Source organism: Bisbaumannia salifodinae, assembly GCF_055388505.1.
In genome coordinates this window covers 4,072,798-4,094,096 of record NZ_AP043781.1, presented here as the reverse complement: position 1 = coordinate 4,094,096, position 21,299 = coordinate 4,072,798, and the positions used below count along the sequence as shown (strand labels likewise).

15 protein-coding genes are annotated in these 21,299 nt (G+C 67.0%); 3 read left to right on the top strand and 12 right to left on the bottom strand.

Annotation, left to right across the window (positions count from 1 at the left end):
* Window positions 1-88: 88 nt before the first annotated feature.
* Both trhO and serA read right to left on the bottom strand, forming a co-directional pair.
* Window positions 89-1,051, bottom strand: coding sequence for an oxygen-dependent tRNA uridine(34) hydroxylase TrhO (gene trhO / locus ACZ5EF_RS19120; protein ID WP_346060980.1), 963 nt, complete (start codon window positions 1,049-1,051; stop codon window positions 89-91).
* A gap of 169 nt (window positions 1,052-1,220) precedes the next feature.
* A complete protein-coding gene (gene serA / locus ACZ5EF_RS19115) occupies window positions 1,221-2,471 on the bottom strand; it encodes a phosphoglycerate dehydrogenase (protein ID WP_346060981.1) in 1,251 nt (416 codons plus the stop codon).
* A 507-nt stretch (window positions 2,472-2,978) separates the two neighbouring features.
* Here serA and ACZ5EF_RS19110 point away from each other — a divergent pair.
* Genes ACZ5EF_RS19110 through dxs form a run of 3 tightly spaced genes read left to right on the top strand, consistent with a single transcriptional unit; the run spans window position 2,979 to window position 6,091 of the window.
* Window positions 2,979-3,260, top strand: a complete 282-nt coding sequence (locus tag ACZ5EF_RS19110) for an exodeoxyribonuclease VII small subunit (RefSeq protein WP_195860425.1) — start codon at window positions 2,979-2,981, stop codon at window positions 3,258-3,260.
* Complete coding sequence (ispA, locus tag ACZ5EF_RS19105; RefSeq protein ID WP_346060982.1) at window positions 3,250-4,134, top strand: (2E,6E)-farnesyl diphosphate synthase; 885 nt, start codon at window positions 3,250-3,252, stop codon at window positions 4,132-4,134. Before ACZ5EF_RS19110 ends, ispA begins: the two co-directional genes overlap by 11 nt.
* Window positions 4,135-4,150: 16 nt before the next feature.
* Entirely contained in the window at window positions 4,151-6,091 is a 1,941-nt protein-coding gene (dxs, locus tag ACZ5EF_RS19100) for a 1-deoxy-D-xylulose-5-phosphate synthase (RefSeq protein ID WP_346060983.1), read from the top strand.
* Between the two features lie 104 nt (window positions 6,092-6,195).
* On the opposite strand, the gene ACZ5EF_RS19095 is transcribed toward dxs, so the two are convergent.
* The 10 genes from ACZ5EF_RS19095 to tssM all read right to left on the bottom strand — a co-directional run bounded on the left by ACZ5EF_RS19095 (window position 6,196) and on the right by tssM (window position 21,291).
* On the bottom strand, window positions 6,196-6,819 hold the full coding sequence (locus tag ACZ5EF_RS19095) for a hypothetical protein (protein ID WP_346060984.1): 624 nt from the start codon (window positions 6,817-6,819) through the stop codon (window positions 6,196-6,198).
* A gap of 73 nt (window positions 6,820-6,892) precedes the next feature.
* The gene (locus ACZ5EF_RS19090; protein WP_346060985.1) at window positions 6,893-7,291 is read right to left on the bottom strand and encodes a DUF2628 domain-containing protein; all 399 of its coding nucleotides are present in this window, start codon (window positions 7,289-7,291) and stop codon (window positions 6,893-6,895) included.
* Between the two features lie 318 nt (window positions 7,292-7,609).
* Window positions 7,610-8,809 (bottom strand): hypothetical protein, encoded by a 1,200-nt coding sequence (locus ACZ5EF_RS19085; protein WP_346060986.1) that lies wholly within the window; start codon window positions 8,807-8,809, stop codon window positions 7,610-7,612.
* Between the two features lie 253 nt (window positions 8,810-9,062).
* Window positions 9,063-10,253 (bottom strand): hypothetical protein, encoded by a 1,191-nt coding sequence (locus ACZ5EF_RS19080; protein WP_346060987.1) that lies wholly within the window; start codon window positions 10,251-10,253, stop codon window positions 9,063-9,065.
* Complete coding sequence (locus ACZ5EF_RS19075; RefSeq protein WP_346060988.1) at window positions 10,250-13,846, bottom strand: hypothetical protein; 3,597 nt, start codon at window positions 13,844-13,846, stop codon at window positions 10,250-10,252. The genes ACZ5EF_RS19080 and ACZ5EF_RS19075 overlap by 4 nt, the downstream gene beginning before the upstream one ends.
* A gap of 27 nt (window positions 13,847-13,873) precedes the next feature.
* Entirely contained in the window at window positions 13,874-14,677 is an 804-nt protein-coding gene (locus ACZ5EF_RS19070) for a DUF4123 domain-containing protein (RefSeq protein ID WP_346060989.1), read from the bottom strand.
* Window positions 14,677-16,764, bottom strand: coding sequence for a type VI secretion system Vgr family protein (locus tag ACZ5EF_RS19065; protein ID WP_346060990.1), 2,088 nt, complete (start codon window positions 16,762-16,764; stop codon window positions 14,677-14,679). Before ACZ5EF_RS19065 ends, ACZ5EF_RS19070 begins: the two co-directional genes overlap by 1 nt.
* 1 nt (window position 16,765) lies before the next feature.
* Window positions 16,766-17,053 (bottom strand): type VI secretion system PAAR protein, encoded by a 288-nt coding sequence (locus ACZ5EF_RS19060; protein WP_346060991.1) that lies wholly within the window; start codon window positions 17,051-17,053, stop codon window positions 16,766-16,768.
* A gap of 28 nt (window positions 17,054-17,081) precedes the next feature.
* A complete protein-coding gene (locus tag ACZ5EF_RS19055) occupies window positions 17,082-17,669 on the bottom strand; it encodes a GNAT family N-acetyltransferase (protein ID WP_346060992.1) in 588 nt (195 codons plus the stop codon).
* Window positions 17,653-21,291: a type VI secretion system membrane subunit TssM gene (tssM, locus tag ACZ5EF_RS19050; protein ID WP_346060993.1), complete on the bottom strand. Its 3,639-nt coding sequence runs from the start codon at window positions 21,289-21,291 to the stop codon at window positions 17,653-17,655. Before tssM ends, ACZ5EF_RS19055 begins: the two co-directional genes overlap by 17 nt.
* Between the last annotated feature and the right edge of the window lie 8 nt (window positions 21,292-21,299).

Sequence of the window (21,299 nt, the reverse complement as noted above, 5' to 3'; positions counted from 1 at the left end):
TAACCATTATCACGAAAAAAGCCACCGCGTCGAGACGCGGTGGCCGTGTAATCACTCGGGTTAGCCCCGGTGGGCTATGTATCGCGGCCTACGCCTCCTCGGCCTCGGCCACTTTCATCTGTCGCGGGTCGCGGCCGATGGGATGGGGCTCGCCACGGGCCTTGGCCAGCTCGATCTGGCGCTGGCGCTCCCGGGCGGCGGCGCGGGTCTTCTCCGGCAGGCCGTCGTAGCAGTGCGGGCAGCTGACCCCGGGCTCGTACTGCTCGGAGCGCATCTCCTCGGCGGAGACCGGCATGCGGCAGGCATGGCACTGATCGTAGTCGCCGCGGCTCAGGTCGTGGCGCACCGTGACCCGGTTATCGAAGACGAAGCACTCGCCGCGCCACAGGGACGTCTCCTCGGGCACTTTCTCCAGGTAGTTGAGCACGCCGCCCTTGAGGTGATAGACCTCCTCGAAGCCCTCCTTGAGCATAAAGCTGGAGGCCTTCTCGCAGCGGATGCCGCCGGTGCAGAACATCGCCACCTTCTTGTGCTTGCTCGGGTCATAGTGCTGGCGCACATGGTCCGGGAACTCGCGGAAGCTGGTGGTCTTGGGATCGATGGCGCCCGCGAAGCTGCCGATGGCCACCTCGTAGTCGTTGCGGGTATCGATCACCAGCACCTCGGGGTCGCTGATGACCTCGTTCCACTGCTCCGGCTCCACATAGGTGCCCACGGTGTCGTTGGGGTCGATGCCGGGCACGCCCAGGGTGACGATCTCCTGCTTGAGCTTCACCTTGGTGCGGTAGAAAGGGTGGGCGTCGCAGTAGGACTCCTTGTGGTCCAGGGCGGCCAGGCGCGGGTCGGCCTTGAGCCAGGCCAGCAGGGCGTCGATGGCCTCCCGGGTGCCGGAGACGGTGCCGTTGATGCCCTCCCGGGCGAGCAGCAGGGTGCCCTTGATGTCATGGGCGAGCATGGTCTGGCGCAGCGGCTCGCGCAGGGCTTCGAAGTCTTCGAGGGTGACGAACTGGTAGAGCGCCGCCACCACGATCCGCGGGGAATCCTGGGTCATCTCTCTCTCCTGGTAGTCGTCCTCGCAAAGGACGGACCGGGGTTGGGGAGGCGCCATTCTACTCAAGCCGGGAGAGGCACGCACCCCGTGGCCTTGACCTGGATCAAGCTCACAAACGCCAGGGCCCCGGCGAATGCCGGGGCCCTGCTATCGCTGGAGAGGCGAACGATCAGCTATCGAAGTTGACCTCGGAGTAGAGCACCCGCACGCGCAGGGTATGCTCCACCTGCTTGAGGGCCTCCAGGGCCCTGGCGCCATAGGCCTTGTCCACGTCGATCACCACATAGCCGACCTTCTCGTTGGTCTGCAGGTACTGACCGGAGATATTGATATCGTTCTCGGAGAGCACATGGTTGATCTCGGAGAGCACGCCCGGCACGTTGTCGTGGATATGCAGCAGGCGGTGCTTGTCCGGGTGGGCCGGCAGGGCCACCTCGGGGAAGTTCACCGAGGTCACGGTGGTGCCGTTGTCGGAGTAGGTGATCAGCTTCTCGGAGACCTCGACGCCGATATTCTCCTGGGCCTCCAGGGTGGAGCCGCCCACATGGGGGGTGAGGATGACATTGTCCAGGCCGCGCAGCGGGCTGACGAACTCCTCGTTGTTGCCCTTGGGCTCCACCGGGAAGACGTCGATGGCCGCGCCCAGCAGCTTGCCTTCCTTGAGGGCCACGGCCAGGTCCTCGATCACCACCACGCTGCCGCGGGAGGCATTGATCAGGATGCCGCCCTGCTTCATCAGCGCGATCTGCTCCTTGCCGATCATCCACTTGGTGGAGGGCAGCTCCGGCACGTGGAGGGTGACCACGTCGGCGCGGGCCAGCAGCTCCTCGAGGCTGGCCACCTGGCGGGCGTTGCCCATGCCCAGCTTGGTCACCACGTCGTAGAAGATGACGTCGAAGCCCAGGGACTCGGCCAGCACCGACAGCTGGGCGCCGATATTGCCGTAGCCGACGATGCCCAGGGTCTTGCCGCGGGCCTCGTGGGAGTTCTTGGCGCTCTTCATCCAGCCGCCCTGGTGGGCGGAATGGCTCTTCTGGGGAATGCCACGCAGCAGCATGATTGCCTCGGCCAGCACCAGCTCGGCCACCGAGCGGGTATTGGAGTAGGGGGCGTTGAAGACCGGGATGCCACGGCGCAGGGCGGCGCCCAGGTCGACCTGGTTGGTGCCGATGCAGAAGCAGCCCACGGCGTTGAGTTTCTCGGCGGCGGCGAAGACGCGCTCGTTGAGCTGAGTGCGGGAGCGAATACCGATGAAGTGCACGTCACGGATCTTCTCGATCAGCGACGCCTCGTCCAGGGAGGTGGCGAGGTGCTCGATATTGGTGTAACCGGCGTTCAGGAAGTTATCTACCGCACTCTGGTGGATACCCTCGAGCAGCAGGATCTTGATCTTGCTCTTGTCCAACGACGTCTTGGCCATTCTCGAATCAACCCTTTCCGCGGCGGGGCCGCTTATCAGTCATATAGTGTGTGCCTGTTCGCCTCCCGAGGGGCGCGGCGGGTTCCGGACGGCAAGGGGGCGGGGAACCGGCGCGAAGCGGATGGAGACTCACGCAGGGGGCGTAACAGGGGCACTATCCTAGCACAGCCGCCGGGGGCGCCGGATGAAAATGCTGCGCCGCCAGCATGAGCCGGCTGCATCCAGGGAGGATACGATTTGCCGGTATGACCTCGGGGCGCTGGGGGCAGGCCGGAGCAAGGGTCATTTGCCAGGGAAGGCAAATGTAGCGCCCATGGAAGGGTTTACCGCGCCTTGCGAAGGCCTGCCCCCAGGGTAGCCCCGGACCAGGACAGCGAGAGCTCTTACTGCATTTGCCCCGGGCTCCGGTCATGCTGGGGCAGACGCCCCCCGGGGCAGAGGGTGTATACTGTGCGCTTTGACTTTTTGGCGACGCCGGCCGCGGCGTCACTAGCCGACGAGGGGGCCATGGCCGACAAGGATACCGCGACACCCGAGGGCGCCGAGCCGCAGGACTTCGCCGCCACCCTGGAACGCCTGGAGACGCTGGTGGAGCGCCTGGAATCCGGCGAACTGAGCCTGGAGGCCTCCCTGGCGGCCTTCGAGCAGGGCGTCGGCCTGACCCGCGACGCCCAGCGCCGCCTGGACGAGGCGGAACTGCAGGTGCGCCGCCTGGTGGAGCAGGACGACGGCAGCCTGGGCATCGCCCCCTTCGCCGGCCCGGACGACGAGGTGCCCCATGACGCCTGAGCCCCTGACCACGCGCCTGGCCGCCGACCGGGCGCGTATCGATGCCTGGCTGGAGGGGCTCTTCGCCGAGCGGACGCCCCCCTCGGCGCGCCTCGAGGCGGCCATGCGCCACGGCCTGCTGGTGGGCGGCAAGCGCCTGCGCCCAGTGCTGGTCTATGCCGCCGGCCGCGCCCTGGGCGCCGACGATACCCTGCTCGACGCCCCCGCCGCCGCGGTGGAGCTGATCCACGCCTACTCCCTGGTCCATGACGACCTGCCGGCCATGGACGACGACGACCTGCGCCGCGGCCAGCCCACGGTGCACAAGGCCTATGACGAGGCCACGGCGATCCTCGCCGGCGACGCCCTCCAGGCGCTGGCCTTCGAGGTGCTGGCCCGGGCCGCACACCCGCGGTTGCCGGCGCTGATGCTGACCCTGGCCGAGGCCGCCGGCCGCGACGGCATGGTGGCCGGCCAGGCCCTGGACCTGGCCGCGGTGGGAGAGCACCCGGACGTGGCGGCCCTGGCCACCATGCATGGCCACAAGACCGGCGCCCTGATCCGCGCCGCGGTGCGCCTCGGCGCCCTCAGCGCCGCCGCCGACGACGACCCCCGGGTGGCGGCCCTGGAGCGCTATGCCCGCGCCGTGGGCCTGGCCTTCCAGATCCAGGACGACATCCTCGACGTGACCGGTGATACCGCCACCCTGGGCAAGACCGCCGGCGCCGACGCCGCCCACGACAAGCCCACCTATCCGGCCCTGCTCGGCCTGGACGGCGCCCGGGCCAAGGCCGATGGCCTGCTCGAGGAGGCCATCGCCGCCCTGGCACCCCTGGGCGAGGCTGCCACGCCGCTGGCCGAGCTGGCCCGCTACATGATCGAGCGCGACCACTGAATACGCGGATGACCCCATGAAGCTGTTCGACGAGATTCCCGCCGAGCGCCCGGCCACGCCGCTGCTCGACGCCCTGGACACCCCGGCCGCGCTGCGCGCCCTGCCCAGCGCCCAGCTCCAGCAGCTGGCCGACGAGCTGCGCGCCTACCTGCTCTACAGCGTGGGCTGCAGCGGCGGCCACTTCGGCGCCGGCTTGGGCGTGGTGGAGCTCACCGTGGCCCTGCACCAGGCCCTGGAGACCCCCCATGACCGCCTGGTCTGGGACGTGGGCCACCAGGCTTACCCCCACAAGATCCTCACCGGGCGCCGCGAGGCGATGCCGCGCATTCGCCAATACGGCGGCCTGGCGGCCTTTCCCAGCCGCGCCGAATCGGAGTACGACACCTTCGGCGTGGGCCACTCCAGCACCTCCATCTCCGCGGCGCTGGGCATGGCCCTGGCGGCCCGTGCCAAGGGCGAGCAGCGGCGCACCTGCGCGGTGATCGGCGACGGCGCCCTTACCGCCGGCATGGCCTTCGAGGCCCTGGCTCACGCCGGCCATGTGGACGCCAACCTGCTGGTGGTGCTCAACGACAACGAGATGTCGATCTCCGAGAATGTCGGCGGCATTGCCAGCTACCTGGCGAGGATCCTCGCCAGCAAGCCCTATACCGCCATGCGCGAGAACAGCAAGAAGGTGCTCTCCCACCTGCCCGGCGCCTTGGAGCTGGCGCGGCGCACCGAAGAGCATATGAAGGGCATGATCAGCCCGGCGACGCTGTTCGAGGAGATGGGCTTCAACTATATCGGCCCCATCGACGGCCACGACCTGCCGCTGCTGGTGCAGACCCTGCGCAATATGCGCGACCTGGACGGTCCCCAGTTCCTGCATGTGAAGACCCGCAAGGGGCGCGGCTTCCGTCCCGCCGAGGCGGACCCCATCGGCTACCACGCCATCACCAAGCTGGAAAAGAGCGACGCTTCCGCCGCGCCGCCGCTCAAGCCGACCGCGCCGGCCAGGAAGGCGCCCAGCGATGCCATGCGCCCGAAGCCGCGCAAGTTTTGCAACGTCTTCGGCGACTGGATCTGCGATATGGCCGCCGCCGATAGCCGGCTGATCGGCATCACCCCCGCCATGCGCGAGGGCTCCGACCTGATCCGCTTCTCCCGGGAGTATCCCCAGCGCTACTTCGACGTGGCCATCGCCGAGCAGCACGCGGTAACCCTCGCCGCCGGCATGGCCTGCGAGGGCGTCAAGCCGGTGGTGGCCATCTACTCCACCTTCCTGCAGCGCGGCTACGATCAGTTGATCCACGACGTGGCGGTGCAGCACCTGGACGTGACCTTCGCCATCGACCGGGCCGGCCTGGTCGGCGAGGACGGCCCCACCCACCACGGCAGCATGGACCTCTCCTTCCTGCGCTGCGTGCCGGGGATGGTGGTGCTGGCCCCCGCCGACGAGGCGGAGTGCCGGGCCATGCTCAGCGCCGCCTACCATCACCCCGGCCCCGCCGCGGTGCGCTACCCCCGGGGCACCGGCCCCGGGGTGGCGATTCCCGCCCACCTGGAGCCCCTGGCCATCGGCCGGGCCGAGACCCGCCGCGAGAGTGGCGCCGCCCCCGGCGCCCGGGTCGCCCTGCTGGCCTTCGGCAGCCTCAACCCGGCGGCCGCCGAGGTGGCCGAGCGACTCGATGCCGGCCACCTCAATATGCGCTCGGTGAAGCCGCTGGACCGCGACGCCGTGCTGGCCGCCGCCGCCGGCCACGACCTGCTGGTGACCCTGGAGGAGAACGTGGTGGCCGGTGGCGCCGGCAGCGCCGTGGCCGAGCTGCTGGTCGCCGAGGGCATCCAGGCCCCGCTGCTCCAGTTGGGCCTGCCCGACGCCTTCGTCGAGCACGGCAAGCCGGCGGAACTGCTCGCCGACTGCGGCCTCGACGCCGCCGGCATCGAAGCCGCCATCCGCGCCCGGCTGGGCTGATCGCCGGCGTCACCAACGACGAGGGGCCTCCCGCATGGCGGGAGGCCCCTTTCGTTAAGCTTTGCCTGAAAAGTCGGCGAGCGCAGGCAGTTTTCTAACAAAGCCTAGCCATGGGATGTTTCTGCTTCTTCGCTATCCTGGTTAAGCAGCCGACGCAGCTTGGCGCGCCCAAAGGTTTTGATCATCGGTAGTACCAGGAGGCTCGAGGGGGCGGTGGGCAAGGTGCCGATGGCGAGGACCAGCATGGACGGAATGGACCATTTCTCTTGGCCAGGCTTATAAGCATATGACATCAATGCCAGGCCCGAGAGGGTGAAGGCCACGCAGGCAAGGAGGTAGGGGTAAAGGAATTCGATATTATTGCTGGAAGTGTAGAAGAGCCCAACGCCAGCGATCAATGCAACGTAGATCACGGTGCAGATAATCCCCAGGTCATAGCTGACCTCCTCTTGGTCGATGCCTCGTTCCTTCAAGAAATCAAGCAAAGGAGCCTGCAGTTCCCCTGCCTGCTTCAGGTTTACGATTCCCTCCTTCGGGTTCATTCCGAATAGTGGCTTGTTGTTTGCGTTGCGAATTTCTCCCATGCCGGCCTTGCTGGGGGCCGTGACGACTCTGCCGCTCTTCGTCCTGAGTATCAGCGTCAGGGAGTCATCATGGTGCTGAAGCCGCTCATACAGGGCGTTGACGAATTCGATGTCAAAAGCCCGTTTGAAACTTAATGGAAGCATGTGCTCTCTCCTTGAAACGGTGGTGTGATGTGGGAAAACTCGAGGGGTAGACGACAATGGGACTTGTGACGACTCATCCCTTGGTCGTTCCTTCCTGAGCGTCTTCGTTGACAGGCTGTTTCGCTGCGGTCATGGCCGCATCCGGATTAGCCGCTTCTATGTTGGCGATATACTGGAAACCACACTTGCGAAGATAGCCTCTGCGCCAGTCATTTCCCTTCGCCCCCGCGTACAGGAACAGGGCCAGCTGCATGGCCCACATGAAATAAATACCCCCCATGTTGGCGTAGTAGAAAAAGAACTCTTCAATCATGACGAACAGCACCAGCAGGCCGAGCAGGGAAAAGCCAACCGCCCACATCTTTTTCACCATGGCCCAGATCCAGCAGAAGAAGAAGGCTGGCCAGTTTATTCCCCGATTTACTGCTCTCATTCCATAGACAGAGTGTTCATAGATATCGAATCTCTTCACTGTTATATCCTTGCTATTCCATTAGAGTTTTTTTGTTTCCATATGAAGACTATGCCCAACATGGGCGGCACTCCGGCTGTTGTTGATAAGCATGAACTTCGGCTCATGCCTTTAGCCATCATTCTCGTCGTATCTCCTGGGCTTTTACTCCTCCCCATGCCGCTGAGTGGTCGGTCGCGCTATCGCCAGGGAAGGCAAGTCAATGCCTTCCCTGGCGGGTGAGAATGGGCGCCACGTTCCATGTGGCGCCGGGGGGGGGATAACGGTCCCTGGCCGTTATCCCCACCGGGAGACTTGGCGGAGTTATCGGCGTTGCCGCTAGCGGGGTGGCGGTTCCTGTCGGGGAGTCTCTCTCGGTGAGTCCTCCGGGGAGGCGGCCTCGGGACGCTCGACGAGTGGGCCGGCCTTCCAGGGGAAGCGGCCGTAGGCGTTGACGTCCTGGGGCTCGCTTCGGCGGGCCTCGCCGAAGTTGGGCACCGAGCGCTCCATCAGGTCGGGACGGCCGCCCCAGGCGGCGCTATCCACCTCGGCGCGATGGGCCTCGCGCAGCGCCTTGAGTTCCGCCTCGCTGGCCCTGGCATAGAGGTCGCGCCAGTAGGTGGCGGGGCGGCCGCGCTTGCCGGCCTCGTCATGGGCCCGGGTAGTGGGGTCGAGATGCCGGAAGGGCTCCAGCTCCGGCACGTCAGGCAATGGCTGGGAGACATCCATATAGCGCTGCAGCATATCCCAGGCGGCATAACGCTGGGCGATGCTGCCATCCACGGAGAAACTGAACTCCAGCGGGTGCTTGGTATGCGGCAGACGGCTGCGGTGGGGGTAGCGGTGGATCAGTTTGAGCGAATGGAACTGTGAACCCTGGGTACCCACGGTCATCTCGAGAAAGGCATCGAACTCGTAGAAGGGGAAGTCGCCGATCGGCGTCTTGACCATGCCGGTGCGACGACAAAAAGCCAGCTCATCCGTCCAGTTGCGGTTACGTTTATAGAATCGGAGCTCGTACTTGTCCCAAAGGTGGAGAATCAGCGTGGCGAACCCACAAAATGCCGAGATAATGGCAAGTGGTATAAGTCCCTGAAACCAGATGTCTGCAGAAAAGATGAATAGCGGGGTGCCAAACGCCATAATTCCCGTAAATAGCACCCCCCCTCCAGCGCGCCCCCCCCCGGGTAAGATAAAGCTAAATCCGTGTGAGTAGAGGAAAAGCAGGAATCGGCATATTCGATAAATCCCCCCTACGTTCTCGTCGACTTGTTGTGACCAACGCGTCTCATTGATCATGGTGTAATCGTGATAATCGTCGCCGATATACTGGTACTCTCGATACCAGAGATCGGAGTACTGGTAGGTGGTAGGGTTAAGGCCCAGGTAGCTGCCCCAGGGCAGGCGGGCCTCGAGGATACGCCCGCGCAGCATCTCGTTATGGGGGGCATAGCTCTGCTCGGGGATGGCATCGGCGCGGTAGGCGGTCTCGGTGTAGCTATCGGGTGCCGGGCGCGGATCGGTCTCGGTCGGGCTCATGGGCGGCCTCCTTGGCGGTTCCAGACCCAGGTCAGCGCCGACGGTCGGGTGTCAAAGGTCATCTCGTCCCTAGGGATGTGGCGATTGTCGGTCAATGGGCAGGCGGTTAGCCACGCTACCGCCGGGGAAGACAAGTCAATGCCTTCCCTGGTGGGTGAAGATGGGCGCCACGTTCCATGTGGCGCCGGGGGGGGGATAACGGTCCCTGGCCGTTATCCATACCGGAAGCGCAGCAAGTTTACCGGCGCTGCCGCTAGCGGGGTGGTTCCTGCCGGGGCGCTTCCTCGGTGGTCGCGTCGGGACGCTCCACGAAGCGCACCTTCCTGCTGGGGGCATGCGCGTAGGCGTTGACGTCTTCGGGCTCGGCGGTGTAGCTGTCCTTATAGCCCGGCACCGACTGGGCCATCAGGTCGGGGCGGCTGCCCCAGGGGGCGGCGTTCACTGTCTGGTGGTGCTCGTCGCGAAGGCGTTTCAGCTCCTTCTCGTCCACCCTGGCGTAGAGGTCGCGCCAGTAGGTGGCCGGGCGGCCCCGCTTGCCGGCCTCGTCATAGGCCCGGGTGGTGGGGTCGAGATGGCGGAACGGCTCCAGCCGGGGAATGTCCGGCAGCGGCTGGCTGACGTCCATATAGCGGCTCAGCATATCCCACATGGCATAGCGCTCGGCGATGCTGCCGGTATCGGTGGGGAAGGTGAATTCCAACGGCCCTCTCACCCCCCAGTTGGGATGCTTGCTGAACTGCGGATAGCGATGACGCACCTTGAGGGTATGGTACTGGTTACCCTTCATGTCCGCGCTCATTTCGATAAAGGCATCGAACTCGTAGAAAGGAAAGTCGCCCTGGAAGCTCTTGACCAGACCGGAGCGTCGACAGAAGGCGACATCATTCGACCAGTTCTTGTTGCTCTTATAGAAACGAATGCTTTGGGTTTCAAAAAGCCTTCTCAGCACAGTGCATAGCCCGCAAATTGCCACGACAATTGCTAGAGGCGTTAGTGCAGAAAAGATAGTATCTGCAGCAAATAGAAACAAGATGGTGCAAGCAGCTACGATACCGGTAATAAACCACCCCCCCCCTTTACCCCCTCCTGGACCAATAAAACTAAGAAGGTGCGTCCAGAAAACAAACCAGAAGCGCAAGAAGCGATAGATCAAGCTGATATCTTCATCGACAAACTTTGACCAGCGTGTCTCATTTATCATGCTGTAGTCATGGTAGTCTCGTTCTCCCATGTATTTATATTCACGATACCAAGACCCTAAATACTCATACTCAAACTCAGAGGGGTTGACGCCGATATAATGCCCCCAGGGTAGGCGCGCTATATCGAAGGCATCACCCAGCTTTCCCAGTTTTCCCTTGGGTGGCGGCGGGGCCTGGCGGGGGATGCGGTCGGCCGTGAAGGCCGTCTCCTCGTACCCTTCCGGTTGCGCAGCATCGGTCATGTCCTGCCTCCTTGCTTGTTCCAGCGCCAGGTCAGGGTTGTCGGCTGCGCCAGCAGACTGACCTGGCCTTCCAATTGTTGGTGTTTCCGCTCGGAGGGGGCCCAGTAGTCGATGGTTCCCTCGCCCTCCACGTTGTCCAGACTAAGGCGTACCAGATGCTCCCCTCGATGGTAAGCACGCTGCAAGTCGGGCTCATGGCGGAAGCTCGCCTGATTGGCCATGAGCCAGTCGGCCGGCACGTCGCCGAATCCTGGCACCCTGGGCACGCCCATGCGGCGCCATTGCTCAGGCAGCCGCAGGCCAAGATAACGCACTGCGGCCTCCTCGGGGTCTCGGCGATCGACCTCCACCAGGAGCCGACGTCGATCTATGGGCGCATACTGGTAGCTGAATCGTCTATCCGGCACCGGCGCCGAGTAATCGGCCATCAGGTTGGGAATGGGCAAGGAGAACTCGCCATAGCGTAGCGCGGGACAGGTCAGGCGGATGGCGATATCGCAGTCGCGGAAAGCGGGATCCATATCGACCAGGCCGTGGGGCGTCACCAGCTCGAAGTGCGCTTGGAAGAGCCCCTGCAATAACTGGAAATACGTCTCTTCGGGGGAGGCCGATTGGAGGGGGGCGAGGTAATCGTGCTTGTCCGCCTGGTGAGCATCGCCCTCGGCGTCCTCCGTCAAATCCTGGAGCCGGCCGGCCAGCTCATCCCGCTCATGCCCGAAGGGCCCATAGCGCACCCAGAGGGAGAAGCGATCGTCGCGGGCGTTGGTGGCCATATACTGGCAGACCAGCGCCACCCCGAGTCCGACCAGCATCACCGGTACCGGGCGTGGCGTGCCTACCAGACCCAGCAGGCCGTTCAGGAAGCGATTCCGCACTAGGTTAGCTTGAGCAATATTGGCCGCCGCCTGGCCATAGCCTGAACCCACATAGCTGCCCACGGCGATGGCGGCACTCGCACCTGCCGTCCACCTGGCCGAATTTTTCAGTCCTTGCTGATAGAGCTGATAGGCATCGATAGCCACCAGTGTTGCTGTAAAGAGCCCAGCACCAAATGCCATCCCCCCTCGGACCTGGCCGGCCTGGCCCATAGCTCTACGCCAGTCCACATCTGTGACAAAGCGTATATCAAGAAACTGATTGGCCTGGATGGCCCAGCCCCAGCGAACATTGGCCAGCTTAAGGCCCTGTAATGACAATAGAGAGGCATCGAGGGCGGCACTGATCACCCCAGCGATGGAGCGAGAACCAAAATCTTCGTTAACGGCATGCCCAGATGCCACCAAATTATAAACTTCCAGCACCGCCAACCCCGACCAGAGCCCGATATAGCCGCTCTGGGTCCAGCGGTAGGCCTGCTCACTGGTCACCTGACCGGACACTCGATGCGTTTGAACGGTAGCGGAGGAGGTCAAGACCGCCTCTCCCCCCAGCACATTGCGCGCCGAAGCCGCTTGAAGGGCGACGCTGCCCTGGGCCATCTCCTCGAACAGCGGGCGGACCTCGTCGGGAAGCAGCATGACGATCCGACCATCCTGCTGCGTCACCCGAAGGGGCAGGCCGCCCATCATCGCGCCCTTGAGATCGGCGAGGTCCGTGGCCAACGTCAGGGTGATACGCCCTTCGCCGAGCTTTATGCGTGACCAAGCATTCAGCAGGCCTGGTAACACTCGGCTCGCCATGGCTTCCGTGCCATTCAGGGCCATGCGGACTTGGCCCATGCCGGGTCCGAGGTCACTGGCCTCCTCGTCGAGCCGTTGCTGGTGGGCGATCAATGCATCTCCCACCGGTGTGGCCACGTCGCCGGCCTGGTCGGCCACTCGGGTACCGCCCCGGGTGATCTTCGCCAGGTTCCGGGCATAGGCCACGCCCCAACTGTCTTCTTCCCGGTGCTCGGGCGCGAACAGCAGGTAGGCCAGGGGGTGCGACGCCTCGATAAACAAGGCATCCAATGCCTGGCGACACCGCGATGGCGCCTGCAATGCTTCGGCTTCCTCGGGCGTGGCCTTGGGATCGAGGCAGTCCATGCCCGCCATCAACGGCTCGAGGCTACGCGATAGCCAGGCATAGGCCTCCAGACAGTTGAGGTCGTCGAAGGGCATGGCATCGCGCAGCGCGACGCCGAAGGCGCCGGGCGAGGTATCCTCGATCATCTCGACCAGCGCCGACAGCCGCTCGTCGATGCGCAGGCGTGCCAGGCGGCGCTCTTCTTCCTTGGTCAGCCGGGCGAACAGGCTCTCCCGGGAGCGGTCGAGGCGCCGGTCGAGCCACTCGTCGAGATAGAGCGGGTTCTCCTCGCCCTCGGGACCGTGCGGCATAAAGCAGTTGGCCAGCACCAGCTCCGCCGACTTGCCATGGGGATGGTATTTCATGCCCTCGGAGAGCACCCAGAGCAGTTCCTGACTGGCCTGGATGTCGTCGATCAACTGGCCGACCGCCAGCTTGGGATCGCGCAGGAAGATCGCGCACAGCTGCTGGTCCTTGAGTGGCGCCAGAATGTCCTCGCCACTTGCCGGTGCCGGGATCAGGGCGAGCGAGGCATCGTCGGCACGGTCCTCGTCGCTGCGCCGGGCGTTGTTCCACTGCTGCACCAGGGTCGCCCGCAGGGCCGGGGCAAAATCACGCTGACGCCGCCGTATATCGAGCTCGGGAGCCGTGGCCTCTTGTTCGTTGGAGTCGAAGAAGGCCCGCTCATCCTGCAACTGCTGGACAAGCCCCGCCCACTGCTCGCCCGAGAGATCCTCCAGATAGTCGCGGGCACTGCCCCGGGCCTGTTCGTAGAGCGGATCGCGATCTCGCATGGGCGGTAGCCATTCCAGGGCCACCTTGCCCATCGCCTCATCGCGGCCCATCTCCAGGCCATATGCATACTGGTTGCGCAGGTGGCCATTCAGCATGGCCGCCACGGCGGTGATGTTCAGGGGAAGCGGCTGGACGCGCTGCTCGAGGCGCGTCGGCTCGGCCTCGAGTTCGATGACGTGCGCCCAGGGCCAGGGGTGGTCCGAATAGGCTAGGCGCACGTCGGCGGCCTCGCCAGCCAGCCGCAACGGCAGGTGCAGGCTGGCCAGTTCCGGCCCGGTATAGTCGCGGATTACCGGAACCTCGTCCTGTCGACGGTAGCCCGCTACGTCGCTGTCGACGAAGACCGGCGCCTTGCCCGGCTCGACGCGAATGGCCAGCTCGCGGATCAGACGTCCGTTGAGAAACACGTACAGGAAGCCACCGCGACAGGGGCCGGCGGCGATCTCCTGGTGATCCAGATACTGCATCGGCACGCAGGAGACCATCAAGTGATGCTGGAAGTCGCGCTGCTGGGGAATCAGGCCGGTATGGGTGAGCTCGCCCTCGTCCAGCAGGGGGATCTCGATATCGCCGATCTTCTGGATCAGACGGATGTCGGCCAGCTCGTCGTCGAAGAACTCCTGCGTCGATTCGACGATGGGACCGAAGCGGCCCTCCGAGGCGTCGCCTTCGGCGAGGGACTCGAGGGGGGCATCACCGCGGTATAACTCGTAGCTATTCAGCGCGTTGTCGTCGTGACGGCCGGTGATCTCGAGATACAGCGCCTTGGGGCTGCAAGCGTGATTCTGTGACATTCCTTGATTCCTCTACGTCCTTGTCGCCTACGAGGAGGCGCTTGCCTCGAGTCGCCCCAGCAGCGCTGCCCAGCCCTCGGCCTGGGCCAGCATCTGCTGTGCCGTGGCCACGGCCTGCTTCTGTGGCGTGCCCCGCTCACGCTGCGCCCGCCAGTAGTCTGCCAGGCTCAGCCAGAGACGCGATATCTCGGGCGGGGCCGTCAGCCGGTCGAAGCGCTCCAGGGCGGCTCCGAGCAGGGGCATCAAGCGGGACAGGCGCTCGATTGCCGTCAGTTGTGTCAGGGTGGCCCGATCGATATTCAGCGACGGGGCCAGTCCGGGGGCATCGCCAGCCGCTACCCGGTATGTCTCGTACAGGGTGCCGGTCGAGTGTTGGCAGAGTGCCCAGGCCCAGCGGTTGCCGGGCCCCACCAGGGCATCACGCTGAGCGGCCGACAGGAGCCCCTCCCCGAGTAGCAGGTGCAGGAGCATGGGCTCATGGAAGCGCAGCAGCCCTTGTCCCTCGCCTGGGAGCGTGACACGAACCGCCGCGGCCAGGTGGTGTTGCAGCGCATCGATCGGCAGGGCCGTATCGATCACCAGGGCGGCAGCATGATGAAGCCACTCGACCCGATAGCGGCGAAAGAAGTCGCCCGCCTCGGTGATATCGAGCAGCAGTGGCCCGGCTTCCTGAGCCGCCCGATAGGGCGTCGCCTCATAGAGCCAGCGGAAGCGCGGCGACTCGACCCCCTCGTAGTAGCGTCTCAGCGCCTCATGGGGCGGCAGGCTGGCGGCGTCGATCAGCCAATAGCGATGATGGGGGGCTTCGTCGAGCTCGAGCTGGTAACGCATCAGGCGCCTCGGTTATCGCAGGGGCAGTCACTCAAGGGGCAGCTTCCATCCTGCTGACGCTGACAGAGCTGCACGATGGAGGCCTCCTTGGCCGATGCCGATAGCAGCGCCTCATGGGTGACTGGTTCGATGGCCTCATGGCTCTCCGCCGTGGCCTGCCGCGGCAGTTGCGGTGCCTCGGTGGCCTGGCCGGAGCCCGAGCCGGGGCTGCCGCCGGAGTTGATCTTGACGCTGGCGCCGCTGATGGTGACCCCAGAGGGGTCGAGCTTGACGAAGCTGCCGCCTGCCTGGAGGGTGATCTCGGCGCCGGCTTCGATCACCACCTTCATGCCGGCCTTGTGGTGGACCTCCTGGCCGGCCTCCACCAGTTGGGCGCGGCCATAGCGCTCGTGGCGGCTGGCGCCGACGATCAGGTGGTCGTCGCCGTCCACCTGGGCATGGCGGTTGCCGTGCACGGTGAGGTGGTCGTCGCTGTCGATCTCGCCGATACGATCGTGGCGCACCTTGAGGTGACTGTCGTTGCCGATCTCCTCGGTGCGGTCGTTATGGGTCAGCAGCTCCAGGTCCTTCTGGGCGTGCAGCCAGATCTGCTCCTGGTCGGCCTGGTCCTCGAAGCGCAGCTCGTTGAAGCCCTCGCCCTGGTGGCTCTGGGTGCGCAGCACGGTGCGGGTCTTGTGCTCGGGCAGCGCGTAGGGCGGGGTGTTGACCGCGTGGTAGGTGCGCCCGGTGATGATCGGCTGGTCCGGGTCGCCCTCCAGGAAGCTGACGATCACCTCGTGGCCGATGCGCGGGATGGCCATGCTGCCATAGCCGCCGCCGGCCCAGCCCTGGCTGACCCGTAGCCAGGCGCTGGCGGTGTCATCCGGGGCCGCGTAGCGATCCCAGGGGAACTGCACCTTGACCCGGCCGTGCTCGTCGCAGTGGATCTCCTCGCCCTCGGGGCCCACCACGAAGGCCACCTGGGGGCCGTCGACCCGGGGCCGCAGCGGCGGTTCGGGACGCCAGGCGCGGTCGGCGGGGGCCAGCACCAGGGTGTTGGCGAGGGTGGTCAGGCCGTCGGCCTGGGCGGCCTCCTCCTCCAGGGCCTGGGGCTGGCTGCCGGTATGGACCACCGCCAGCACCTGCCAGTCGCGGTTCACCGCATCGAGGTCGTGACCCTCGAGGGTGAAGCGGGTGCCGGGGGCCAGCTCCGGCAGGTCGCTCTCGGCCTCGGCGGTGGTGGCCTGGCGGCGCAGGGCCTCGAGGCGGATGCGGGTAAAGGCCGCGCCGGAGGCGTCCGCCTTGTAGCGGCCCGGGTAGTCGTAGTGCTCGTAGTCGTCCCGTTGAGCGTGGGTCTCGAGGTCGGCGGCGGCGTGCTCATGGAGCTGTGAATAAGCCGGCTGCTTAAAGCTGTAGTCTTTCAGGGTCGCCGACGCCGGCCGGACCCGCGAGACCTGGCGCAGCTTACGCAGATGGCGCTGTGGCGGGGTGCCGCCGGCGCGGCCATGGTAGGTCCGCGGCCCCAGGCCGCCCAGCACCTGGGGATCGTCGGCGAACACCAGGCGGTGGGTGCCGCCTTCGGCGTCTTCGAACTCATGGAAGAAGCACAGTCCCTCCTCGGCGGCCAGGCGCTGGATAAAGGCCAGGTCGCTCTCGCGGTACTGCACGCAGTACTCGCGCTGCTCGGGCTCGCGGGTCACGGCGAAGGCCACATCACGCAGGCCGCGCTCCTCGCAGAGGGTGTTGATGATGGTCAGCGGCGAGACGCCCTGGAAGATCCGCGAGTTGTGGCGCAGGCCGAGGCGCCACAGCGCCGGGCGGATCTCGAGGTGATAGAAGGTGCGGCGGTGGCCGCGGTCGCCGCGGGCGAACTCGCTGACGATGCCATGGACGCGGCGCAGCGGCTCGCCGTCCTGCCACACGGTGAGGCTGGCCTCACGGTCGAGGAAGGCCTCGGCGGCGAGCTCGCCGTCGCGGCTGGCGAACTGCAGCGACAGGCGGAAGGGCGCCGAGAGGGCCTCGTCGAGGGTGAAGTCGAGCACCGCCAGGTCGAGGTCGTCGGCGCCGGCGAGGCTCAGGGTGAACTGCAGTCCGGTCGAATTGGCCATCTTAGCTGCCCTCCCCGCTGGCGGAACCGATCACCACGCCGCCGCAGCTCACCGCGTGGCCGGTGAGGGCGGCGGGCTTGCCATCGATCAGGATGGTCCCCGAGCCCTCGGCGATGCTGCGCGGGTGTGTCGGGTGCTTGGGCTTGTCGTGGGGGGCCAGGGGGTCGCCCTGGCGGGCCACCGGCTTGCCGTCGATCATCACCGTGGGGCTGCCGGCGGTCACCGGGGTCGGCGGAAAGCCCTCATGGTCGGTGCCGATATCGCCGACGAGTACGAGTTTGCGTCCCATGCGTCCTTGTCTCCTCTCTGGTGTGGCGTCAATGCCATTCGGCGGGGGCTTCGAAGCTGGCCACCTCGGCGGCATCCACCTGCATGCGCCGGAAGCCGGCGCGCTCCAGGCTGGCCACGGCGGCGGTGCAGGCCAGCGGCAGGCGGCAGTGCAGCGGCGTGCCGTCCAGCTCGCGGCGGGCGGCCAGCAGCAGGCGGGCGCCATGGCCGCTGCCCTGCCACTGGGGATCGATAAAGAAGAAGCGCAGCTGCCAGGCCGCCTCCTCGTCGGGGCGTACCGCCAACAGCATGCCCAGCGGCGGCCCCTCGCCATGGCGGAAGGCGAGCAGTCGTCCCTGCCAGTGGGCGATGGCGTCGCCCTCCCGCTGCAGCCAGCGGCCGCGGTGGAGGGTGAACTCCAGGGCGCGGCGCAGGGTGGCCAGGCGGGCCTCGTCGCGCAGCACCCAGGGCGAATGCCCCTGAGCATCGGCGCGGCGGGCCGCCTCGAGGAAGGCCTCGAGCTCCTCGGCCCGGGCGGCTACCAGCCCCCCGCGGGCCTCGCGATGGGCCTCAGGCGGTGGCTCGGGAGCCGCCGCCGCGCTATCGCGGCCCAGCCAGCGCTTAAGCGTCGTCAGCATCGGGGCCTCCTTCGGCATAGAGGGCGGTGGGCAGCCGGAAGCCGGTGGCCAGCGGGCGGGTGAAGGGGTTGCGGCTGCCGTTGGCATGCAGGCGGTAGCTCATGGTGCCGCCGTCGACCTGGAAACGCAGCTCCAGCTCGCGCTCGCCGGCGCCGGTGATCTGCGCCTGGTCGAGCAGCCGGAACCAGGCCCAGGCGCCGCCGTGGGTCAGGCTGCGCGGCGAGCGGTTGACCTGGCTAGGCACCAGGGTCACCCGGCTCTCGGTGTCGCCGCGCAGGGCATTGGGCCAGATCATCGAGACCCGATGGCTGCCGCTGTGGGCGTACTCGATCAGCTGGCCGTCGACGCTGATCACGCTGCGCCGCTTGTCGGGGCTGAGGCTCAGGGGCTCCAGGCTGAACTCCACGTCGAGGACGCCGTCGCGGCCGAAGTAGGCCTCGCGGATGCGCTCGCCCTGGCGCACGGCGGTGAGCACCCCGGGACGGATCAGGGAGTTGCCCTCGGCGTCCTCGAGCTGCTCCGGGGCGGCCTCGATAAAGGGCCGCAGCTTGTCCTGATAGAAGCCGTCGAGGATGCCGCCGGGGGCGAAGAAGGCCTCGAAGTCGCTCAGGGCCACCTCGCGGGAGGCGTCCCGGGCCAGCGGGTAGCGGCCCGCCAGGCGTTCCCGGTAGGGGGCGACCACCTCGTCGAGCCACTGGTGCTCCATATGGCGGATGGCGCTGGTCATCAGCAGCCGCCAGCTCTGGTCGGCCAGGCTCTCGAGCATCGGGCCCACCGGGGCCGGAGTCTCCTCGGCCAGCCGCTGCAGGGTGTGGATGGGGTCGCCGCCGCTCAGCACCAGGCGGTCGCGGACCGTGACGAAGGCCGCGCGGCCTGGGTCGCTGGCGCCCTGGACCTGGCGCAGGTAGTCGCGCAGCTCGCCGACGGCGTCCTTGATCTCGGCCAGGTCGGCGGGGTTGTCGCCGCGCGCCTCGAGCAGGCCGTTGAGGGGCGCGAAGTGACGTTCGATATCGCCGGCCAGGCGGTAGCGGGGCGAGCGCTCCAGGGCCTGGCGGGCGGCCTCGTCGTCCACGGGCAGTTCCGGGTAGAGGCGGGTCTGCTGGACCACCTCGCCGAGCAGCCGGTCCAGCGGACGGCTGGCGCCGAGCAGGGTGTCGGTGACCACCACCGCCTGGTGCAGGTCGGGCAGCGGCACCAGCTCGATGCGCTCCAGGGCCTCCCGCCAGGTGACATGGTAGTCGCTGATATAGCGCTCGCGCAGGGCGCCCTGCAGGCGGGCACGGTCGGCCTCGCTGAAGTCGATGTCGTCGCGCTGGCCGAGCACCCAGAGGTCGATCAGCGCCAGCTCGGTGGCCTGGTCCAGCTCGTTCAGGAAGTAGCCCTCGAAGCCGCGTCGGGTCACCAGGCTGGGGATGCGCAGGGCGTCGTTGTCGTCGTCGCGGGCCATGAAGACGGCGCTGAAGGCGGGCCCCACCCCCTGGCGCAGGTCCAGGGTCGCGCCGCTGCGGCGGTCGCTGCCGGCCTTGAGGGTGGCGTAGACCCGCTCGTCCATGGGCAGCTCGGCGAGGGTGCGCTGGGCGGCCTGGAGGCTGCCCCCGAAGGGCGCCATGGCCAGCTGGGCGTCGCGATCGCCGGCGGCGGCATGGCCCGCCAGGTCGGTATGGGTCAGGGCGTAGTCCAGGTGATCGAGCAGGCGGCGCTGCACGCTGCCGCGCTGGGGGAAGTCGCCCTGCCAGCGGCGTGCCATGAAGTCGCGCACCCGCTCCGGCTGGCGGCCGCTGGCATCGGAGAGCATGCGCAGCTGGCGCAGCAGGGCCAACTGCTCGTTGCTGCCCGGCTCGGCGCGGTTCATGTCGTCCATGACGCCGACCATCAGCGCCGGCAGGAAATGGTGCTCGAGCACGGCCCGGTAGGCGTCATCCACGGCGCGGCCCACCTTGTGTCCCTGGTAGAGGCCCATATCGGCCAGCCAGGGCAGGTGGGTGCGGGTATCGGCGAAGGCCCGGGTCGCCTCGCGCAGGCGATCCAGCGGCTCCAGCAGCGCATAGCCGGTGGGGTCGTCGCTGCGCAGTTCGCGGGGCTGGGTGGCGATGAATTCCTCGGCCTTCTCCTCCACCGCCGCCAGGGCCTGGGTGTTCTTCTGGTAGAAGTGGCTCCAGCCCCCCACCAGCACGGCGCCGCCGAACAGGCAGGCGAGCAGGCTGAGGCGCCGCACCTGGCGGCGCCGCCGGGCGGCCCGGGCATTGTCGCCGGCCAGCCCCGCCTCCGGGTAGATCACCCGCTCGAACAGTTCCTCGGTGAAGTAGAGGGCGCTGCGGGTGGCGCGGTGGGCCGGCTGGACCGCATCGCTCATGCCGTAGCGGCGGGCGGCGGCGTCGACGAAGGGATCCTCCGGCACGCCCTGCTGGTAGACCGAGGTGAAGTAGGTGCCGCGCACCATGGCGGCGGTGGAGAAGCGGTCGCTGGAGAGGGCCTCCTTGAGGAAACCCAACAGCACATCGCGCAGCCCCGCCAGCTGGCGCACGAAGCGGAACACCGACTCGCGCTCCTCGCGGTCGCGGCACTCGCTGAGCAGGGTCGGCAGGCTGCGGTTGAGGCGTTCGAGCAGGGCGTCGAAGGCCTCGGCGAACTCCTCGGCCCAGCGATCCGGGGTATCGAGGCTGTCGGCGCTGAAGGTGAAGCCCAGGGGGGCGCGGCGCGCCTGGCGCGAGTAGTGACGGAAGAAGTCGTCGAAGCCGTGCAGCAGGTCCATCTTGCTGAAGGTGACATAGACCGGCAGGCGGGCGCCGTGGCGCTCCATCAGCTCGCGCAGGCGGGCCCGCAGTAGGGCGGCATAGGCCTTGCGCACCGCCACTCGGGCGTCGCTGAGGCGCGCCAGGTCGAGGACCAGCACCACCCCGTCCAGGGGACGGCGGGCGCGGTGGTGTTCCAGCCAGGCGACGAAGTGGTCCCACAGGCGCTGCTGCAGCTCCACCGGTTCGCCGCCCTCCAGGGCGCCCTGGGTGAGCAGCTCGCCGTCCGGGTCGATCAGCACCGCCTTGTCGCCGATCGACCAGTCGAAGCCGAAGCGGTTGCCCTTGCGGTGGCCGGCGGCCTTCATTACCCGGGTCAGGGCGAACTCCTGGCCGGAGCGGTTGATCAGGCTGGTCTTGCCGGCGTTCTCGACCCCCATTACCAGGTACCAGGGCAGCCGATAGCGGGCCCCGGGGCCGCCGCCGAGGCTGTCCACCAGCTCCGCCAGGGTGGCGTCCAGGGTCTCCTCCTGGCGGCGCACTTCGCCGGCGATGGGGTCATTCTGCAGGCGCTCGGCCTCGCGGCGCTCGGCATCCAGCCGGCGCAGGCGGCGGGCCAGGCGGATCCCCCAGACCACCGCCAGCAGGGTGGCCAGGGCGAGGATCGCCAGCAGCCGATGCAGCCGTGGGCCCAGGGGCCGGGTGCCGCCGACCTCCCAGAGCGGGCCCAGCCACCAGATCGCCGCGGCGGCGATCACCGCCAGCAGGCACCAGAGGGCGAAGGCGAGGCGCCCCAGGCCCTTGGCCTGGTTGCCGTGCATCTTCGCCTGCTTTGCTCCGGCCTCGGCCCGGGCCATGCCGGGCACGAAGCGACTCAGCCTGGATTTCACACTTGTCC